Origin of the sequence: Pontibacter aydingkolensis, assembly GCF_019443125.1 — a bacterium.
Classification (GTDB): domain Bacteria; phylum Bacteroidota; class Bacteroidia; order Cytophagales; family Hymenobacteraceae; genus Pontibacter; species Pontibacter aydingkolensis.
In genome coordinates this window covers 25,739-41,334 of record NZ_JAHYXK010000027.1, presented here as the reverse complement: position 1 = coordinate 41,334, position 15,596 = coordinate 25,739, and the positions used below count along the sequence as shown (strand labels likewise).

Annotated in this window: 17 protein-coding genes and 1 pseudogene; 8 read left to right on the top strand and 10 right to left on the bottom strand. The window is 34.7% G+C overall.

The window, feature by feature from the left end:
• Both K0O23_RS20635 and K0O23_RS18880 read left to right on the top strand, forming a co-directional pair.
• Positions 1 to 114: pseudogene (locus K0O23_RS20635) on the top strand (IS1 family transposase); the annotation flags it as partial.
• Positions 115 to 165: 51 nt separating this feature from the next.
• Complete coding sequence (locus K0O23_RS18880; RefSeq protein WP_219879016.1) at positions 166 to 597, top strand: hypothetical protein; 432 nt, start codon at positions 166 to 168, stop codon at positions 595 to 597.
• 266 nt (positions 598 to 863) lie between these two features.
• On the opposite strand, the gene K0O23_RS18875 is transcribed toward K0O23_RS18880, so the two are convergent.
• The 3 genes from K0O23_RS18875 to K0O23_RS18865 all read right to left on the bottom strand — a co-directional run bounded on the left by K0O23_RS18875 (position 864) and on the right by K0O23_RS18865 (position 3,115).
• A complete protein-coding gene (locus K0O23_RS18875) occupies positions 864 to 1,520 on the bottom strand; it encodes an HIRAN domain-containing protein (protein ID WP_219879015.1) in 657 nt (218 codons plus the stop codon).
• Positions 1,517 to 2,578 (bottom strand): HipA domain-containing protein, encoded by a 1,062-nt coding sequence (locus tag K0O23_RS18870; RefSeq protein WP_219879014.1) that lies wholly within the window; start codon positions 2,576 to 2,578, stop codon positions 1,517 to 1,519. Before K0O23_RS18870 ends, K0O23_RS18875 begins: the two co-directional genes overlap by 4 nt.
• A gap of 216 nt (positions 2,579 to 2,794) precedes the next feature.
• Positions 2,795 to 3,115, bottom strand: coding sequence for a hypothetical protein (locus tag K0O23_RS18865; RefSeq protein ID WP_219879013.1), 321 nt, complete (start codon positions 3,113 to 3,115; stop codon positions 2,795 to 2,797).
• Between the two features lie 119 nt (positions 3,116 to 3,234).
• Here K0O23_RS18865 and K0O23_RS18860 point away from each other — a divergent pair, with 119 nt between their 5' ends.
• Positions 3,235 to 3,456: a hypothetical protein gene (locus tag K0O23_RS18860; RefSeq protein ID WP_219879012.1), complete on the top strand. Its 222-nt coding sequence runs from the start codon at positions 3,235 to 3,237 to the stop codon at positions 3,454 to 3,456.
• A gap of 16 nt (positions 3,457 to 3,472) precedes the next feature.
• Here K0O23_RS18860 and K0O23_RS18855 read toward each other — a convergent pair whose 3' ends face one another.
• Both K0O23_RS18855 and K0O23_RS18850 read right to left on the bottom strand, forming a co-directional pair.
• Positions 3,473 to 4,198: a hypothetical protein gene (locus tag K0O23_RS18855; protein ID WP_219879011.1), complete on the bottom strand. Its 726-nt coding sequence runs from the start codon at positions 4,196 to 4,198 to the stop codon at positions 3,473 to 3,475.
• Positions 4,199 to 4,241: 43 nt separating this feature from the next.
• Entirely contained in the window at positions 4,242 to 4,793 is a 552-nt protein-coding gene (locus K0O23_RS18850) for a hypothetical protein (protein ID WP_219879010.1), read from the bottom strand.
• 807 nt (positions 4,794 to 5,600) lie between these two features.
• Here K0O23_RS18850 and K0O23_RS18845 point away from each other — a divergent pair.
• Complete coding sequence (locus tag K0O23_RS18845) at positions 5,601 to 6,596, top strand: DUF4365 domain-containing protein (RefSeq protein WP_219879009.1); 996 nt, start codon at positions 5,601 to 5,603, stop codon at positions 6,594 to 6,596.
• A gap of 92 nt (positions 6,597 to 6,688) precedes the next feature.
• Positions 6,689 to 7,624 (top strand): DUF2971 domain-containing protein, encoded by a 936-nt coding sequence (locus K0O23_RS18840; RefSeq protein ID WP_219879008.1) that lies wholly within the window; start codon positions 6,689 to 6,691, stop codon positions 7,622 to 7,624.
• 58 nt (positions 7,625 to 7,682) lie between these two features.
• On the opposite strand, the gene K0O23_RS18835 is transcribed toward K0O23_RS18840, so the two are convergent.
• Positions 7,683 to 8,189: a hypothetical protein gene (locus tag K0O23_RS18835; protein ID WP_219879007.1), complete on the bottom strand. Its 507-nt coding sequence runs from the start codon at positions 8,187 to 8,189 to the stop codon at positions 7,683 to 7,685.
• 306 nt (positions 8,190 to 8,495) lie between these two features.
• Here K0O23_RS18835 and K0O23_RS18830 point away from each other — a divergent pair, with 306 nt between their 5' ends.
• Together K0O23_RS18830 and K0O23_RS18825 are read left to right on the top strand one after the other, a co-directional pair.
• The gene (locus K0O23_RS18830) at positions 8,496 to 8,657 is read left to right on the top strand and encodes a hypothetical protein (RefSeq protein ID WP_219879006.1); all 162 of its coding nucleotides are present in this window, start codon (positions 8,496 to 8,498) and stop codon (positions 8,655 to 8,657) included.
• Positions 8,647 to 9,048, top strand: a complete 402-nt coding sequence (locus K0O23_RS18825) for a hypothetical protein (RefSeq protein WP_219879005.1) — start codon at positions 8,647 to 8,649, stop codon at positions 9,046 to 9,048. Before K0O23_RS18830 ends, K0O23_RS18825 begins: the two co-directional genes overlap by 11 nt.
• A gap of 41 nt (positions 9,049 to 9,089) precedes the next feature.
• On the opposite strand, the gene K0O23_RS18820 is transcribed toward K0O23_RS18825, so the two are convergent.
• Complete coding sequence (locus K0O23_RS18820) at positions 9,090 to 10,430, bottom strand: DUF3987 domain-containing protein (protein ID WP_219879004.1); 1,341 nt, start codon at positions 10,428 to 10,430, stop codon at positions 9,090 to 9,092.
• Positions 10,431 to 10,520: 90 nt separating this feature from the next.
• The gene (locus tag K0O23_RS18815) at positions 10,521 to 11,282 is read right to left on the bottom strand and encodes a hypothetical protein (RefSeq protein ID WP_219879003.1); all 762 of its coding nucleotides are present in this window, start codon (positions 11,280 to 11,282) and stop codon (positions 10,521 to 10,523) included.
• Positions 11,283 to 11,510: 228 nt separating this feature from the next.
• Here K0O23_RS18815 and K0O23_RS18810 point away from each other — a divergent pair, with 228 nt between their 5' ends.
• Positions 11,511 to 12,128 carry a recombinase family protein gene (locus K0O23_RS18810; RefSeq protein WP_219879002.1) on the top strand — a complete coding sequence of 206 codons (618 nt, stop codon included), beginning with the start codon at positions 11,511 to 11,513 and terminating at the stop codon, positions 12,126 to 12,128.
• 139 nt (positions 12,129 to 12,267) lie between these two features.
• Here K0O23_RS18810 and K0O23_RS18805 read toward each other — a convergent pair whose 3' ends face one another.
• On the bottom strand, positions 12,268 to 13,746 hold the full coding sequence (locus K0O23_RS18805; RefSeq protein ID WP_219879001.1) for a hypothetical protein: 1,479 nt from the start codon (positions 13,744 to 13,746) through the stop codon (positions 12,268 to 12,270).
• Positions 13,740 to 15,596: a Rho termination factor N-terminal domain-containing protein gene (locus tag K0O23_RS18800; protein WP_219879000.1), complete on the bottom strand. Its 1,857-nt coding sequence runs from the start codon at positions 15,594 to 15,596 to the stop codon at positions 13,740 to 13,742. The genes K0O23_RS18805 and K0O23_RS18800 overlap by 7 nt, the downstream gene beginning before the upstream one ends.

The following is a 15,596-nucleotide window of genomic DNA, read 5'->3' as shown; positions in this document are numbered from 1 at the left end:
AGAACAAGAAACAGGAGAATAGTCAGGAAAACGGCCTGCTTCTCTAAAAAAGAGCAAAACCACTACGATGCTATGAAGCTAATATTCTATTACCGAAATCATCATACATTGTAGACCACAACCCATTTTTGAATCTATAATGATTGAAACTAAAGAATAATTAAAATGAAAAATTTATTAAAATATCATTATAAGATAAGAAAGAATAGAAACGATAAGCACAAGAGCATAACCTTGTATTACAACTACACGATTGATAATACCTGTAACAATGGAATTGGGAGTTATACTAATCATGAACCTATCGCTATCACAGGTGACAGATTAGCACTGGTTGCTTTTGAAGATGAAATGTTTACTTATGATTTGGTGTACACCTACGCTATCTATGATATCAATGAAAATGGAGAGTACATACTTAATGAGAAGGAAGAACTCAGAGTCGAACATGAACTTGCAACTGGTAAGCGAACTGGAATATTGGTTCGACCAAGAACAACTCAAGCTGAGTTGAAAAGGTTAGTTGCAGAGGCGTTGAAGGATACAAAGCGGGGGGTATATCCATGGGATTATTCCTATTCCCATACTTCAAAGTAATAGCAAGTTCAAAAGGGTGTATCAGTACAACAAAAGGCGTATCACATTAGATGCGCCTTTATTATAAGTTAAGGAATCAATCTCCTATCATTTACTGCTCTTTTGAGTTCTTGATAAGTTATATCGTGGAAGTATGGAAATAGGTAAGTATCGCATTCCACTTCCATACTTCCACTTCCATATTAAATTTTAGAAAGAAAAGATTAGCATAAAAAACAAAGGCGCATCGTTAAATGCGCCTTTGTTACTTCTTCCACTATGAAATCCTAAAAGCTGACTTTCACAAAGATTCGCTTTACATATCCGTTTTTCTCGATTGCTTTAATCGTTAGTTCAGGTCTTACACTGCTGTTTTTGTGAAACACATTGCAATGAATCTTCTTGATGTAGCCTAAGAGTAAATCACCCTTAAAAACTTTAACAGCTTTGTTATCAAATTGATTGTCAGATTCTCTTTCAAATCGCAGCTTATCACCTACTTTGATTGCTGTATTTTCAATCTTATTGCTTCCAACATTTGCAAGGTCTGTTACAAAACACAACCCCTCAACAGGGTTGAAAGATGCTAAAAACTCAAAGTTATCGGTAGGTACAAATCCTTGTGTGTAAGCAAGCATGTAGTATTTGTTATTCAAAAACTTCGGGTTAATTTCCCAAAAGTCAAGAAAGGTTTTAATGTCCTGCCTATCCGATTTTATAATGCGTTGACCAAAAACATCGAGTACATTTTCGGTATAAGTCTGATTCAAATTAGGAAACTCAGTATACGGCAAAAAGCCATCGGCTTTTGCTTTCTCTACACCTTCTTGGAGATATTGAAAGCGAACACCTTCTGTTACATTGCTTTTAATCACGCCAACAATATATCTTCGCTGTCCTTGACCTTTTCTCCAACTCAAATAAATATTTCCTATTCCTTTCATGTAATCAAGCCTATAAGCTTTTCGAGGCGCAAAGTTACCAATGTTAGTATTAGTTCCTTTCTGTTTTGCGGAATTTTATATTGATTAAACTCTTCAGGAACTAATATATCAATAGATGCGAGTGTTGCATCTAACGAGTTTCTATTGAAATTAGATTTAAACTGATTGATTTTTGCAATGACAACTTCATTATAGGCACTCTCAAGTAAATGATTCACTAAATCAAAATGCCTTAACTTTGTTTCATAATCTTCCCAATATATCTCGGCTGTACCTCTATTAATATAAGCATCTAACTGCTGTCTATTCTTTAGCATTTCCGAAACCTTATCATCTGTAAGTTCTCTACCTAAACTACTCCCACTATCATAAATAGGGGCGAAATTATACGGTTGGGAGTATATGGCTTTGATTTGGCTTACTTCAGGTTTTAGTTCTTCAACATCTCTGCCTTTATATGCTTTATTTATAATCCACCTTAATGGTTTAGGGTACTTGTAAAGGGTGTTATCTTTAATAGCTTTTTCTATCTCAGTTATTCCTTTGGCAATAATCGAATGTTTGTTGATGACTGCCCAATTTTCCTGGTGTCTATCACTATTTCCTATAATCGCATCAAATAAAATTATTTCAATAATGTTTTCTATGTAATCTAAACCAGCAGCTTCCAGGGCTTCATCAATAAGCTGAAAAGTATATAGAAATCGACTGTCTTTATCTTCTGGTGAAAATTCAGGCTCATAAGCTTGCAAATATTTTCCTCCCTCAACCAATTCTTCTTCATCGGGATTATGCATAGATTTTGAAATGCACCCGATAATATCATTATAGATTGCTATATCATACCGAAGCATGTTAAGGTTGAGTTGCATACCTAATTCATAGGCTATGATTTCTGACCAGAACTCATACTTATAATGCTTAACCTTTCTTTTCTCAGATTCTTTAAAAAAATAAAAGTCACCACCAGGAGATTGTACATACATTTTAGAGCGTGTACCACCAGTACTAACCCAAGTAAGTATATTCCACTCGGAAATGTCATATAGGTCAGGCATTGAGACTTTTGTATAAAAGATGTGGGGTTGTGGATTAAGTCTAAAAGAATTATGCTAAACACAAGGTTAACTCATTCAATTTTGATAACTTAAAATTAGTCTTTCCTTTTTGCTAAACCAACTATGACTATATGAATGCTAAACAGAGAACTGCAATGGAAGTAGAGAAGTAACTCATTACACTTCCATACTTCCACTTCCGTTTTAAAAGTTTTACTACTCCGCACTATTCAAAGACACCAGTTCCACTTCCACTGTGTAGCTGTACAGAAAGTGTATGGATGTATCAAACACTACTGTTGTGTCAAACACATTTACCTTTAAATCCAGGTTGTCTAAATATTGAGGAACTTCGCATCGGTCCAGTGTTGACAGCACCTCTGTTACCAAGTCTTTCTTTGCGCACAATACGCAACATCGTGTGAATATTTTAGGCTCTGTTCTGAATGTTAGCTGATATGTTGCTATGTGATTTTTGTACTCATATACTTCACCTTCTAATAGAATTTCATCCTTAAGCTTTCCATTTATTTCCATCTGTTTACTCCTGATTGTTTAAAGTATATATCAGGCGGATGGATTCTTTGAGAATTTTTAAATGTATGGCGAAAGCTAAGGGCTATGATATATAACTTATAAAAATAGAATAGACGATTATGCCAAAGTTTAGCGAAGAAGAAGTAGAGAAATATGTAGACGAGTTTTTCGAGCAACTGCCAAATACCCATCAATATCAATCAGACAGAGTAAGAGGTGCGGTTTGTTTTGCTCTGCTGGACGACCAGTTTAGGAAAGAAATAGCTGAGCCAATGGAAGATGTTAAGGAGTTGATTGAGCAAGCAGAAGAGTATATAGAACGAAAATTAAGAGGCATTTAAATGTTTGTAGTAAATTCTAAATCAAAAACTTACTCTTGGACAACCATGCTTTCATTTGAGTATAAAAATTTAAAAGGACTTGATGATAATCATCATCAAGTATGGTTCTGTCCTTAACTTTAACCATTTCCCAATGTTTTACAGTAGCCTCTAATGCACCGTAAAGTAATGGGTCGATTTTCTTTAAATCTAAAAGTTGGCTTGTGTAATCAAACGAATCATTGGGGTCAGCTTTAATTGCAAAGTATTTTCCGATGTAAAAATCTGCTGCTTTTGAGTTGATTCTATTACCTTTTTTGTACTCCCTCTTTAATAATTGTATTTCAGAAGTCGTGCATTTATGAGTGTTATAGTCGAGAATAAATTTTTCCCGATTGAAACCCATATCAATATACATTGGAAGCATCTTGATATGGTCAAAGCAGTTACCCAAGTGTTCTATTAAACCACTACTAAATACATTGCTCAGTATTCTGCTTTGTATAATTGTATTTTTTAATCCAGCCCCAATAAATAGTCCGTGAAGTCTAAGGTAAACATGTAGCATCTCATGCGTGAAAGAGTCTTTACAGAAGTTGTTTTCATCTATATAAAATATGATATCTTGTCCTTGTGAGTAACAGCTATACTCATCATTCAACGAAGGCGAAAGTTTTACATTAAGCTTTTGGTCTATTTCATTCCAAAGCTTCTGGTTACGTTCATCTACTAATTCAAGTACAAGTTCTTCTTTTGGCAACATAGGGTTCTATTGAGCTAATTGTTGAGATGCTAAAACTGTCTTGTCACAAATTCCTAAAAAGTTCATCAATAACTTTATTCGGTAGATGTTCTATAAAGTCCTTAGGATTTGAATATTTTTGCTTTAACCTTTCAATCTCTGTCCTGCTTGCTCTAAGGAAATAGCTTCTTGTTTTATTTTCGTTATCTACTTTGACAAAATAAGATAATACATAGTTATTTACATCTACGTGTATGCTTGATAGTTCTACAAAGAAAGCAAAACTGTATTCTTGGATAGAATTTACAATTTCAAAAACAGTTTTATTAGTAATCTCAACATCGATAACAAAAAAAGCTTCTCTTTTATTTTCAGGCATGTAGACCATTAAGCTGTTGAATTTGGGAGTTTTTATAACTTCTTGTAATTCTTTTCTCCCGTTCTTTATCAGTATGTCTTTGAGTATTTTATTTTCTTTAGAAACATCAATATCTAAATCATCTTTCAATTCATTTTTAGCTTTGGATTTATACTCCTGCTCAGAGAATAGAAAGAATTGGGGTATAATTCTTATCAAAACGAGAATACTAAAACCAAAACAACTTACTGTTGTCATAAAAACTTGATGTTCGTTTAACTTGTAAGCACCATTGAAATGTAAAGGGTAAAAGAAAATAAAATATATTGTTCCGTAAATTAATATATTTTGAAGTAGTCCAAGATTGCTAATGTATCTAAAATACTTAGCAAGATGATTTTTATATGGGTTGTACTTAGAAGAGTTTATTGTTACTATATATCCTTTGTGAGAATAAAAATCCAGGAAGTATTTCGTGAACGTTAAAGCAAATAAAAGGTGTATTGAGAATAATACTGTGGCACTTATGTTAAAATACAGCAGAAGTAATGAGAAGATGATGTTGTATGCTAAGCTAAGAAATACAAATTTACTCTGTTGAACATAGTATTTCAGGAACATACTTCTACTAAACTGGAAAGAGGAAAAACCGCTTTGAAGGATGAAAGTACTTGTTGCGACTATCAAACCTAAAATCGTTCCTGAGAGATTAAGTTGATTCTCAAAATACTTACTGTAATCGTTTAAATTTTTGAATATATCAAACATCTGAATTTGGAATAACCAGTACCTGTTCCGTTTTTAATAATTACTTAACTGCAATATATTAATATGACATAGAAGTTCAGTAGTGTTTTAGCTTCATTTGACCTGAATATGAAATTTTATGGTTCATTAGCTTACATTTATAATGTTTTGCATTAAAATGGTAACTAAAGAATCAGATACTTTCATATACTGTAATAGGATATAGGAAATAGTATGATAAAGGATTCGTTAAGCCACACATATTCAAGGGTTATGATGCTATATAGATGGTTTAACGTTTTCTTAAAATGCAACTGAATGGCACATAAAAAAAGAAGAGTCTTCCAACATGTCATGGAGGATGACTCATATGAAATAATTAAGAAATTAACCCCTAAGGAATGGGTTATTCGTGAATTCAACAGACCTGATTATGGTATCGACTTAGTTATTGAACTGTTTGAAAAAGTAGATGAAAGGTTCTCAGAGACTCTTGGAGAATTTATCTACGTTCAAGTTAAGTCTGTACAGAAAGTAGAAGTAACACGAGAAAGAATTTTTAATGTAGGGAATGTTGCCAAAGGTGCTTGGGAGGAAGATAAATCACAGTATGCAGAAATAGAAGTGATAAAGTATGTTTTTGATACTAATTCACTCTTTACAATACAATCTTTAGGTGCGAGTGTTTCTGTTCTACTTTTCATAGTTGATATAAGTACAGAAGACGTTTACTTCATTAGTCTCAATGATTACATAGATAAAATAATTCTGCCCAAAAACCCTAATTATGCAAACCAGAACTCAATTACACTAACTGTACCTGCGTTTAATAATTTGCAAAATAAAGACTTTGCGTTTAGTGCTTTAAAGTTTTACGGTAAAAGAGCAAAACTACTATCAGCCTTCTCAAAGTTTGCCTATCAAAAAAATGAGATATCCTACCTGTTTGGTTATAAGCTTTTCCCTGTCTGGACCTACAGAGACGAATTAGAGAAAGGTAAAGTAAATACTGTTAATGAAGCAAAGTCTATGCTTTTGTACTTTATTAGCCAGTTAGAAAATCTGGATATTTGGTCTCATACAGAATGGCAGGTATTGCCTGAGGCACTAAAAGAGCTGCTAAGCATAAAAGAGTTAGTTGAAGGGGATAATAGTGATTGGAGTGAAATTCAGAATAAAGTAATAGTACTTTGGCATCAATTGACAAATCTTGGAACTATGTATGAAGATATTTGCCGAGAATGGTTTTTACCAAAAATCATAAGCTTGCTGACATCCTATCCAACTGCACCAGAAATCATAAAAGAGAAATAACAGGAGTGAAACCACAAATTAATGCAGTGAAACACGGTCATTAATTTACCTATAAGTTAGCTGCACCGTGCTGTTATAATGAATTTTTATTAATGGAATTATTTAAATATTTAAGTCCAGAGAGAATTGATGTTTTAGAAAATCAGGCGTTAAGGTTCACTCAAGCGAACTATCTGAATGACCCTTTTGAGCATATGCCTTTTGTTTCAAAAATTATTGATGAAGCTTATACAAAGAAGCTATACGATGAGAATTTTAAGCCAATTATACAGCAGATTGCGAACAGGAAGTTGTGTATTGACGATATTCCAGAAGAATTTAGAGAAGCAATTCCCGATGATGTAAAGGAGGAAGTATTCAGCTATTCAATTGGAGAGGCACTAAACTTAATACCTGGGTTTCACCCGAATAATCTGATAAACCTTTTTGCTATGGAAGGTCAAGAATTAGGTTTAGACTATTCTTCTCTACTAAAAGAAAGCTGGAACAAGAAATTTGGTGTTTTAAGCCTTACTAAAAGTTGTGATAACTTAACTATGTGGTCTCACTATTCAAGAAGCCACGAGGGTTTTGTAATAGAGTTTGATTCCTCAAATGAGTACTTCAATAGGGGTAAAAACAAAGGAGGTGCAGTATGGAAGCTTCAAGAAATTAAGTACTCAAAAGTGAGACCTAAATTGACCCTTATTGATTCAAAGTTAGGTGAAAACGAGTTATTAGAATTCTTAATTGAAAACATCTTACTAACCAAAAGCATTCATTGGGAATATGAGGAAGAAGTACGCTTAATTCAAAATTTATCTGACTCAGATAAAACATTAACTTATAATGAACAAGAGATACATCTTTTTGGGTTTGATTCTTCAGCAGTGAAATCTGTTTTCTTAGGTGTCAATATTCACGATAACCTCAAGAACAAAGTACTGCAAACGCTTACTGAACACCGATATAATCATGTTAACATTTACCAGGGAGAGTTAAGTAAATCAGAATATAAAGTAGAGTTTAAAAGTATGACTACCTCATAACATCTGGTGCATGAGCCTTGCTGTCTAACAATCCTCTCATGCACCAGGCGTAATGATATCATCTGCTGTAAGGGAATTCATCATATCCCAAGATTATTTTATTCTTGGTTACATTCATCAGAATGGATGTATCAATGAGGTCAATTGTAACAACGTAAGGAGTAAACTGAACGGCTACGTTCCTCTCCAAATACTGATAAACGCATACATTAAGATTGTATTTGTGTTCACCTTTCAGCAGTTCATAAGAGTCGATTGTCCAACGAATTTGTTGCTGAACTTCTGCTGCTTCCCATTTATAATCGAAAATTAAGTCGCTTATGGTATCACTTTTAGCCATCGTGATTCTATAAGTGTTATCTCTGGTATCATACTCGTATGTAGTAACATCGTGAGTTTGGCTGGTAGTTTTGAAGTTAAGAGTGTTAAAGATGCTGCCAGCCTCGCAGATGGTGCAGTCCAGAATAGTGCCATCATCTAAACAATTGCAGGTTGAGTTAGATGGAACGCAACAAGCCCATATCCAAGAATCTTTGTTCAACATCTGCTCTTCTTCTAATTCCAAGTTTATCCAGACGAATTCATTATCAACTTTTATCGCAGGAGCCAATTTATCTGATGTATAAGGGAAGATGTGAAGGTAATTAGCAGTTGACTGCCTCCCATCCGAACGGTGCAGTCCATATCGGTCAATTTGCTTATTATATGTCTTCTTTATCTCTAAGCTGCTGCTTTTGTATAGCAATTCATTGTTCAATATGTGTTCCATTAGCTTGTTCCTTTTGTTTTAGAGTATATATCAGGAACATGATGTTTGGTAGAAAAGGGGAGAGGTATACTTTTTTTATAAATACTTATAAAGATGAGTATTATGAAAACAGTTACAGTTAAGGTTAGCAGAGCAGTGAGCGAACAACTTGATTTGCTCAAAATAATAGCTTCCCGTAAATACAATGCCCGATTCTCGAAAGGTAAGTTGATTGCTATTTCTCTCAAGACCCTTGAAAAAATCATGGCTGAAAATGGATACTAATTTCATTTATCAAAACCCTATCATCTTTAACTTGGATAAAGATGCTTATGAGTTAGACATACCTGCTCCCCTCAGAATCCAGACTAAGGGTGGGGGCTATGAAGTAGTTCCAAGTGGTATAATTGAAGAGAAGACGAACATTTACCATTGTATAACCAGCGCAGAAGATTACAATTACGTTTTGGAACAGTACGTTAAGAACCAAATGCACATTTTCTCTTCTTCTATCAAAGTACTGGTGTTATTTTACGACCAAGAACTGGCAATGCATGCCACTATGCCACTACAAGTGAGCATCGACAGGCTTGAGGAAGAAGTATCTTGTCATGGCGTATCCTATACTATAAACAGGAGGGTTCAGGCATACCATGAATGGCTGATGGATAAATGAGATGGAAGTGGGAAGTAACAGCATACTTCCCACTTCTGTATCTACTTCTTTAGTCTATGCCTTGCTTCTGAAGTAAGTAAAGATTTGTTCATATGAAGCGTTGACTTTATTTTCTGCATAGACATGTTGATTAGGTCTTTTATGTCAGCATAGGTATACCCTTCGTTATACAAGCCTACCACATCGAGTTCACGTGGAGTTATGACAGTAGCATTGTTATTTGTTCCGATTGCCATATGCTCATGTGCTTTAAGCGCACTCTCCAAGAAGTAACCCGTTAATTCAATTGCTCCCTCAACAGCCCTCTCACCGATTTCGTCTTTACCAGCTTCACCTGCTGCCCAATAGAGTAGTTGTAGGATTAGGCAGAAACGGAGGCTGTAGTTGTGAAGCTTGTTTCGGATACCCCTTTCCACCTCATCCAAATCTTCCTGCTGGACAAAATTCATTCTCCAGGCATCATAAGTTGACTGCGCTGATTTAGTCAGCTTCAAAATCCTTGGCACTGGATTGCCATTCATGTCAATGCTTAGGTATAGCCTGTTTAGCAATTGTGAGAAAAGGGCATCATAGTTGTCAAGAACCTGCTGATTGACCTCCCCTGATACGAACATCGGTGTTGTCTCTTCTGGGTAACTAAAAAGGAATCGGTAGCTGAATCCGCTGCCTATACCTTTGTTTTTAGCAAACACATCAAGTCTGCTTGGTTGCGTAGTACCGATGATATTTACGAATGGTAATTCCACGAATACATCTTCGCCCTTTATATCTCTGGTGTACACCTCACCATCAAAGAACTTAAGGTAATCATCTTTGGTGTTCTTATTTATCCCATCAATGAAGTCTGCTACTTCATCATGAAATAAAGTCATAGACCTTCTGCTGTTAGTGAGTGCCTGGGCGAGTGCAGGAACAGTCATACTTCCTGCGATAAACTTCTTCTCCTGTACAGGGGCTTCTGGCATAGGCTGGCTTTTGTCTTTTTTCCAGTGAGCCAGCCTGAGTTTGTACTCCTTCATGCTCTCTTTGTGCTGACCTATAATGGATATCTGCTGCTCTATAATTTGCTTAAAAGGTCTTTTGGCGGTTGCTGACTTGGCTGTTCCAGACAAGCCAACTGCGACTCCAAACAACACGGGAGATACCACGAAGCCCCTGTTTCCCGCTTGGTGCGTGTTACCGATTGCTGAAGATGCTGTCATGATTGAAGCCAGACCTGAGTGGTCTATTGACCACCCGTTGTATTTCTCATGCTCAACCATATACTCTCTGATAGCCTCAGGCAGTACATGGATTGGGAATGTGCTATTAGATTGCGTGGTGTTGGTCTGGTCAACTGCCGCAGCCTGGGCGGTAGTAGCTGAGTTTTGAATTTGCATCATTTTCTTTTATTAATTTTTATGATGCAAATATGCAGGCTTGGTGCTACCTCAGAAAGAATGTTTTGGAAGTTTCCATTGATTATCAGTGACTTAATTTTCTTTTCTTTTGATATTTGCTGTATTTATTTTTCCTTTCAGTTTAGTTATGATATCATCTGTTTCCACATCGTTGTTTTTTAGTTTCCAGATTGGATTGGAAGCATCCGTAACTCTATTGTAGACTGGTTTATCATTGCCATCAAATTCCCTCCACTTCACATAGGTATTTAAGAACTTGGCTACCGATTTGTTGTTGATGACACCAGCATCCTGAAGCAACAGAAATAGAGCAACAACCTCGTTTCTCCCAAGGTTGAAATCCAGTGTCAAGCCACCATTGTTGATTTCAATACTTTCACTGCTTTCTTTGGGGCTTAGCTGCTGTAGCTTCTGTTCAATGAAGCTACTAACCTTTGAGATGTAGCCTTCTTGAATTGCTGCCATATCATTGAAAAAGTCTTTTGCATCCAGTGAGATTGGGATAGGATAATCATTAATTTTTTCTTCTTCTATCTCAAGCGTTGCACTAAAGGAAACTTCCACTTCCCTAACTTTATCATTTAAGGTTTCCAGGAAAATGACAGGATTGCGAACTTCTGCTAATTCTGCATTTATTTCATTGAAGAAAGCCTTATATAGCTTATTTAGATAACTATCATACTCCTGCTCTTGACCAACAGAGTATTCTTTAAAATAAAGACCAGAAACCTCTCTTTTGAGTACTGAGTTTTTCTGTATGTCTACCACTATTATGTCTACGGCTAATGATGTTAATTCTTTAAATAGAATTTCTTTGGCTGGCTTCTTACTCATGTTATTTTTTTTAAACTTATAATGGAAGTGGGAAGCAAGTTTGTCTCCGCTTCCACTTCCATACTTACACATGCAATTTACTGTATTAGTGCTAATGATTTACTCCTAACTAAACCTTACTCCATTTTCCTGCTTTAATAGCTTTGATGCTATATCTTATACTTATATATTTACTCCTGTTATAGCACTTGCTAAAATGGGAGTGTTTGAAGTCTAAAAGCTAACTATATGAAATCTGTAATTTACACACGTGTAAGCAGTCAAGAGCAGAGTACGTCCAGGCAAATTAATGACTTGAGAAAAGTAGAGGGCTTCGAAGCTGTCAAAGTTTTCTCTGAAAAAGTTAGTGGCTTCTCTAAGAAGATGGAAGAACGGGCGCAACTGCAAGCTATGTTAAAGTATGTAGCTGAGAGCGAAGTCGAAGCTATAATGGTTCACGAAATTAGTCGATTGGGCAGGAACACGCATGAGACCCTGACCTTACTAAAAAAACTGGAAGAGCAACGGGTAAGGCTGTATATCCATAATTTAGGAATTACGCTTAATGCTGGTAATCCAGCGGACGACATTTTTTCAAAGTTAATAGTAACCATAGTTTCCGACCTTGCACGTTTAGAATCGGAACAGCTTTCAACAAGGATAAAGAGTGGTATAGTGGAAAGAAAGAGAAAAGGGCTTCACACGGGTCGACTGGTCGGCACGGTGGAGAGCAGGGAGAAGTTTTTAAGCAAGCACAAAGACATCCAGAAATATCTGGGGCAGGGTATGAGTTACTCTGAAATCAAACGGTTGTGTCGGTGTGGTATGAGTACTATTAGTAAGGTAAAAGAGCAATTAAGCGAATGATTGATATTTTATCTTATTGAATATCGCAATGATTTCGTGAATGGCATTTTGTGATTTTAAATGTGGGAAGTATACTTCCATACTTCCCACATTTAAAAAAATAAAATATTATTTAGAGCATCAAAATACTAACTCATTATTAAAGATTTGCTCTAAAAACTCTAATTACTCTCGTCCAATCATTATACCACTCACATCCCCTCTCACTTATTGATTCAATTAAAGTATAGCCTTCAAAATTTGAAAAGTATCTTACGAAGCTATTAATTCTTTCTGTCTTTAAATCATTTACATAAGGGCTTGCACAAATGAAATAGTTTTCCCCATTGAAACTGTTTTTAACCAGTTCTAACAGGTTCGATAACTGGAAAACTTCCATGTCAAGAACATTTGAGAACAAGTGAAGTTTAACTGATTCTTGGTTTGGTATAAAGTCTGAAGAGGAAAGTGAATCAATGTCTTTATTTACTGTAAGAACATTAAATGATTCATTATACATTTTCACGTGTAGAGATGCACGTTTCAATGCTATTTCTGATGGTTCAATTAATGTTATGTCTCTAATTTCCTGCTTTGTACCTTGGTTATTTAAATAGTCTAAGAAAGAAATTGTAGCCATTCCTTGACCACAAGCCCAATCAATTATGCTTATTTCTTTATCAAAGAATGCTTGAGGTAGAGACTCTAAGGAAGACATCATCTTTTGATAATGCATATTCCCATAGCTATTGAGATATGCATAAAGTTGATTTTCATCTGTTAAGATTTTAACACCTCGTTGTAAAGAATAGAAAACGGAATTGTCATTAATTAATTTGTATTGGTTGACAGATATCTGCCTAATAGCATGAAAATCGGGCTGTATGTATTTCAACAATTCAGCATAATAAGTACCACTCTCAATTAGAAAGTTTTCTTTTAAGAACTCTCTAATTTTATTATGATTTAAAAAATCATAAAGTAACTGCTGAATTTTGTGGTAAGCTGTATTTACTGGAGCCATGTCTGGCTCCAGTTCAATATTTAGAACTTGATGAATCAACGGGTGAGTTAAAAAGCTATTTTCCAGTTGATTCTTAACTTCTATAATTTTTACCTTTAGTGCGGTTACAGCCTGACTATTGAATTGACCAAAGTTATTTACTACCTGAGCGTAGTAATTTATTAGTGTGAATAATATACGGTCTTCGTTGTCTTCTTCTAATTCGTAAGCAAGCTGCAATTTTTCACATATACTCTCGCAGCTACGCAAATAATCATCAGCCGTGTTTATACTGATTAGATATAAAGATGCAGCTTCTAATCTTTTACCAATAGTGTAGTTCTGGTTTTTTAGATGCTCATATAGAATTCTAAACTCCATCAAAAAACCAAGTCTTTCACTTACATCAAGCAGTATCGATATAAACGATAGGTTAGTAGAAGATGAAATATCAAGTTGCTTGAAATAATTAAGATTTAATGCAATGTACCTTTTGATATCAGCCTTATGTTTAATAATCTCACTGTGTTTTTGAGTCACAAAGAAATCATAAACATCTTGAAAGTTACTGTTTAGAAAATTCTCTAAAGTGACAACATCAATAGTAGAATTCTTTAGGTTATTAAATCTTAGCATGAACTACTATTAAAAAAATTGAGGGGGGTATTTCGTATAGCCTTTATTAATACATCCTTATTTTTACTGTTGTATTTAGATAATGACGATATCCCCAATTTCTTTGCGACTTCTTTAAGTTCAGTAAGTGTCATAGAGTCATAATCATCTGATTTTTCGGACGATTTTGCAGCATTAGATTCTATTTTTTCTTCGAGTTCTTCGTCAACAGAATTTGTTCTTAAATTCCATTCTACCACATTTGGAGTAGAAACTTCTTTAGCTACATCATCTGGATTCTGATTTTCTTTTAATCTTTCTTCGGTTGGGGGTAGAGATTCATTTTCCTCAGAAATAGAAGAAGATGGTAACTGTTGACTTTTCAAGGTATTGAGTGCATCTTCTAATTCCTCAATCCGCTTTGTTAATCGATATTTTTCTAATTCAAAAGATTCTATCAAATCAGCTTCAATATTTTGTTTTTCAGCATACAGATTTTCTTTATAATCAGATTCTATCTGCTTAAAGATACTCTTATACCAAAGAGAAATAGGCTTCCTAAGAATTTGCTCAAAATATACAGAACCTTTCTCTTCGTCTAAATGTGCAAAAGGTGGAAGCCATTTGTTGATGGATGCAGTTAATGTTGAGAATACTTCACTTGCCGAATACTTTTGAAATAATTCTTCCAAGTACTCCAAAGAAAGAAACTGGTGTTTTTTTTTTGCTATTACAACTTTATCTAATACTTGATATGTCTCATATCCTTTTACAGATAAATTGGTTTTAGCTGTTGGACACCATGCGTCTAAGTATGGGAAACTATAACTGGCTCTTGACTTATTGAAAACAGATTGATATACACTTTCAATTGTGTAGTAATCTAACTTACTGTCAAGTTTAAATTTTACAAGCTTGTCTTTTTCTCCTACTTTGTACCTATTTCGAAGCTTCGAGTATCCACTATTTAGACCAAAGAGAAGAGATATTTCTTCCCTTTTCGTTTTATCAATATTGCCATTATAAATATCAGATACTAAATCAGCAGCACTTTTGTTTTTTCGCTCTCCATAGGTGGCTAAGACCGCTAAATCATATATGAAAGAATCTTTATCAATTGAATCAATTCTGATGTTATTAAACTTAGATTCTATTCTTATACGTTCTGATGAAGCAGCTTGCTGAACAAAATCCTTATCCACCAAACCAAAAATTGCATTTCTCCATTTAGTCCAAGTGCTTTCTTCCTTGGTAAATAGACCTATAAATTTATTGCTGAATGAAGACTTTCCTTCTGCTTGAACATCTTGGATTTGCTCCTCAATAAGCTTGTTGAAATAGGATAGCGTTGAAAAGTAGTTTTGCGAGTAATTCATGAAAGTTTCACCACCTAACTTCATGAAAGCAAAACCACCTAATATATGGTCATAGTACTTAACGCTTTTTTTTAAAGCTTCAATTGAGTTAGGATTTACGCTTTTATTATCTAATTCAGAGATTGAAGCAGAATTCCTTTCATCAAATTCTTCGACCTTTGCTAATGATTCTGGTATAAAACCCACACCACTATTAATATCCCACAGGATATTTGTTTTTCTGTCGGCATTAAGAAATGTGATAGATTTAATTCTCGATATAGGTATTACTCCATTATAACTGTAAAAATTATTTGTTAAAGGTATAAGCTGATTACTTTCGGAGTCAGTCAAAATAACCTCAAGCGAACAATTACTAACATCTGTCCATTTTTTTTTGGAGATTAATATTGAGTCGCTAAATCTATCTTGCACATCTTCTGCTCGATTGGAGTAAAATACAGTTGGAAGAATAATACCTCTTAGAAAATATTGAGGTAAATTCTCTAAGTTCAA

Coding starts and splice junctions, on each gene's coding strand:
- K0O23_RS18880 (WP_219879016.1), top strand. CDS start 166: ATGAAAAATTTATTAAAATATCATTATAAGATAAGAAAGAATAGAAAC.
- K0O23_RS18875 (WP_219879015.1), bottom strand. CDS start 1,520: ATGAAAGGAATAGGAAATATTTATTTGAGTTGGAGAAAAGGTCAAGGA.
- K0O23_RS18870 (WP_219879014.1), bottom strand. CDS start 2,578: ATGCCTGACCTATATGACATTTCCGAGTGGAATATACTTACTTGGGTT.
- K0O23_RS18865 (WP_219879013.1), bottom strand. CDS start 3,115: ATGGAAATAAATGGAAAGCTTAAGGATGAAATTCTATTAGAAGGTGAA.
- K0O23_RS18860 (WP_219879012.1), top strand. CDS start 3,235: ATGCCAAAGTTTAGCGAAGAAGAAGTAGAGAAATATGTAGACGAGTTT.
- K0O23_RS18855 (WP_219879011.1), bottom strand. CDS start 4,198: ATGTTGCCAAAAGAAGAACTTGTACTTGAATTAGTAGATGAACGTAAC.
- K0O23_RS18850 (WP_219879010.1), bottom strand. CDS start 4,793: ATGACAACAGTAAGTTGTTTTGGTTTTAGTATTCTCGTTTTGATAAGA.
- K0O23_RS18845 (WP_219879009.1), top strand. CDS start 5,601: ATGGCACATAAAAAAAGAAGAGTCTTCCAACATGTCATGGAGGATGAC.
- K0O23_RS18840 (WP_219879008.1), top strand. CDS start 6,689: ATGGAATTATTTAAATATTTAAGTCCAGAGAGAATTGATGTTTTAGAA.
- K0O23_RS18830 (WP_219879006.1), top strand. CDS start 8,496: ATGAAAACAGTTACAGTTAAGGTTAGCAGAGCAGTGAGCGAACAACTT.
- K0O23_RS18825 (WP_219879005.1), top strand. CDS start 8,647: ATGGATACTAATTTCATTTATCAAAACCCTATCATCTTTAACTTGGAT.
- K0O23_RS18820 (WP_219879004.1), bottom strand. CDS start 10,430: ATGATGCAAATTCAAAACTCAGCTACTACCGCCCAGGCTGCGGCAGTT.
- K0O23_RS18815 (WP_219879003.1), bottom strand. CDS start 11,282: ATGAGTAAGAAGCCAGCCAAAGAAATTCTATTTAAAGAATTAACATCA.
- K0O23_RS18810 (WP_219879002.1), top strand. CDS start 11,511: ATGAAATCTGTAATTTACACACGTGTAAGCAGTCAAGAGCAGAGTACG.
- K0O23_RS18805 (WP_219879001.1), bottom strand. CDS start 13,746: ATGCTAAGATTTAATAACCTAAAGAATTCTACTATTGATGTTGTCACT.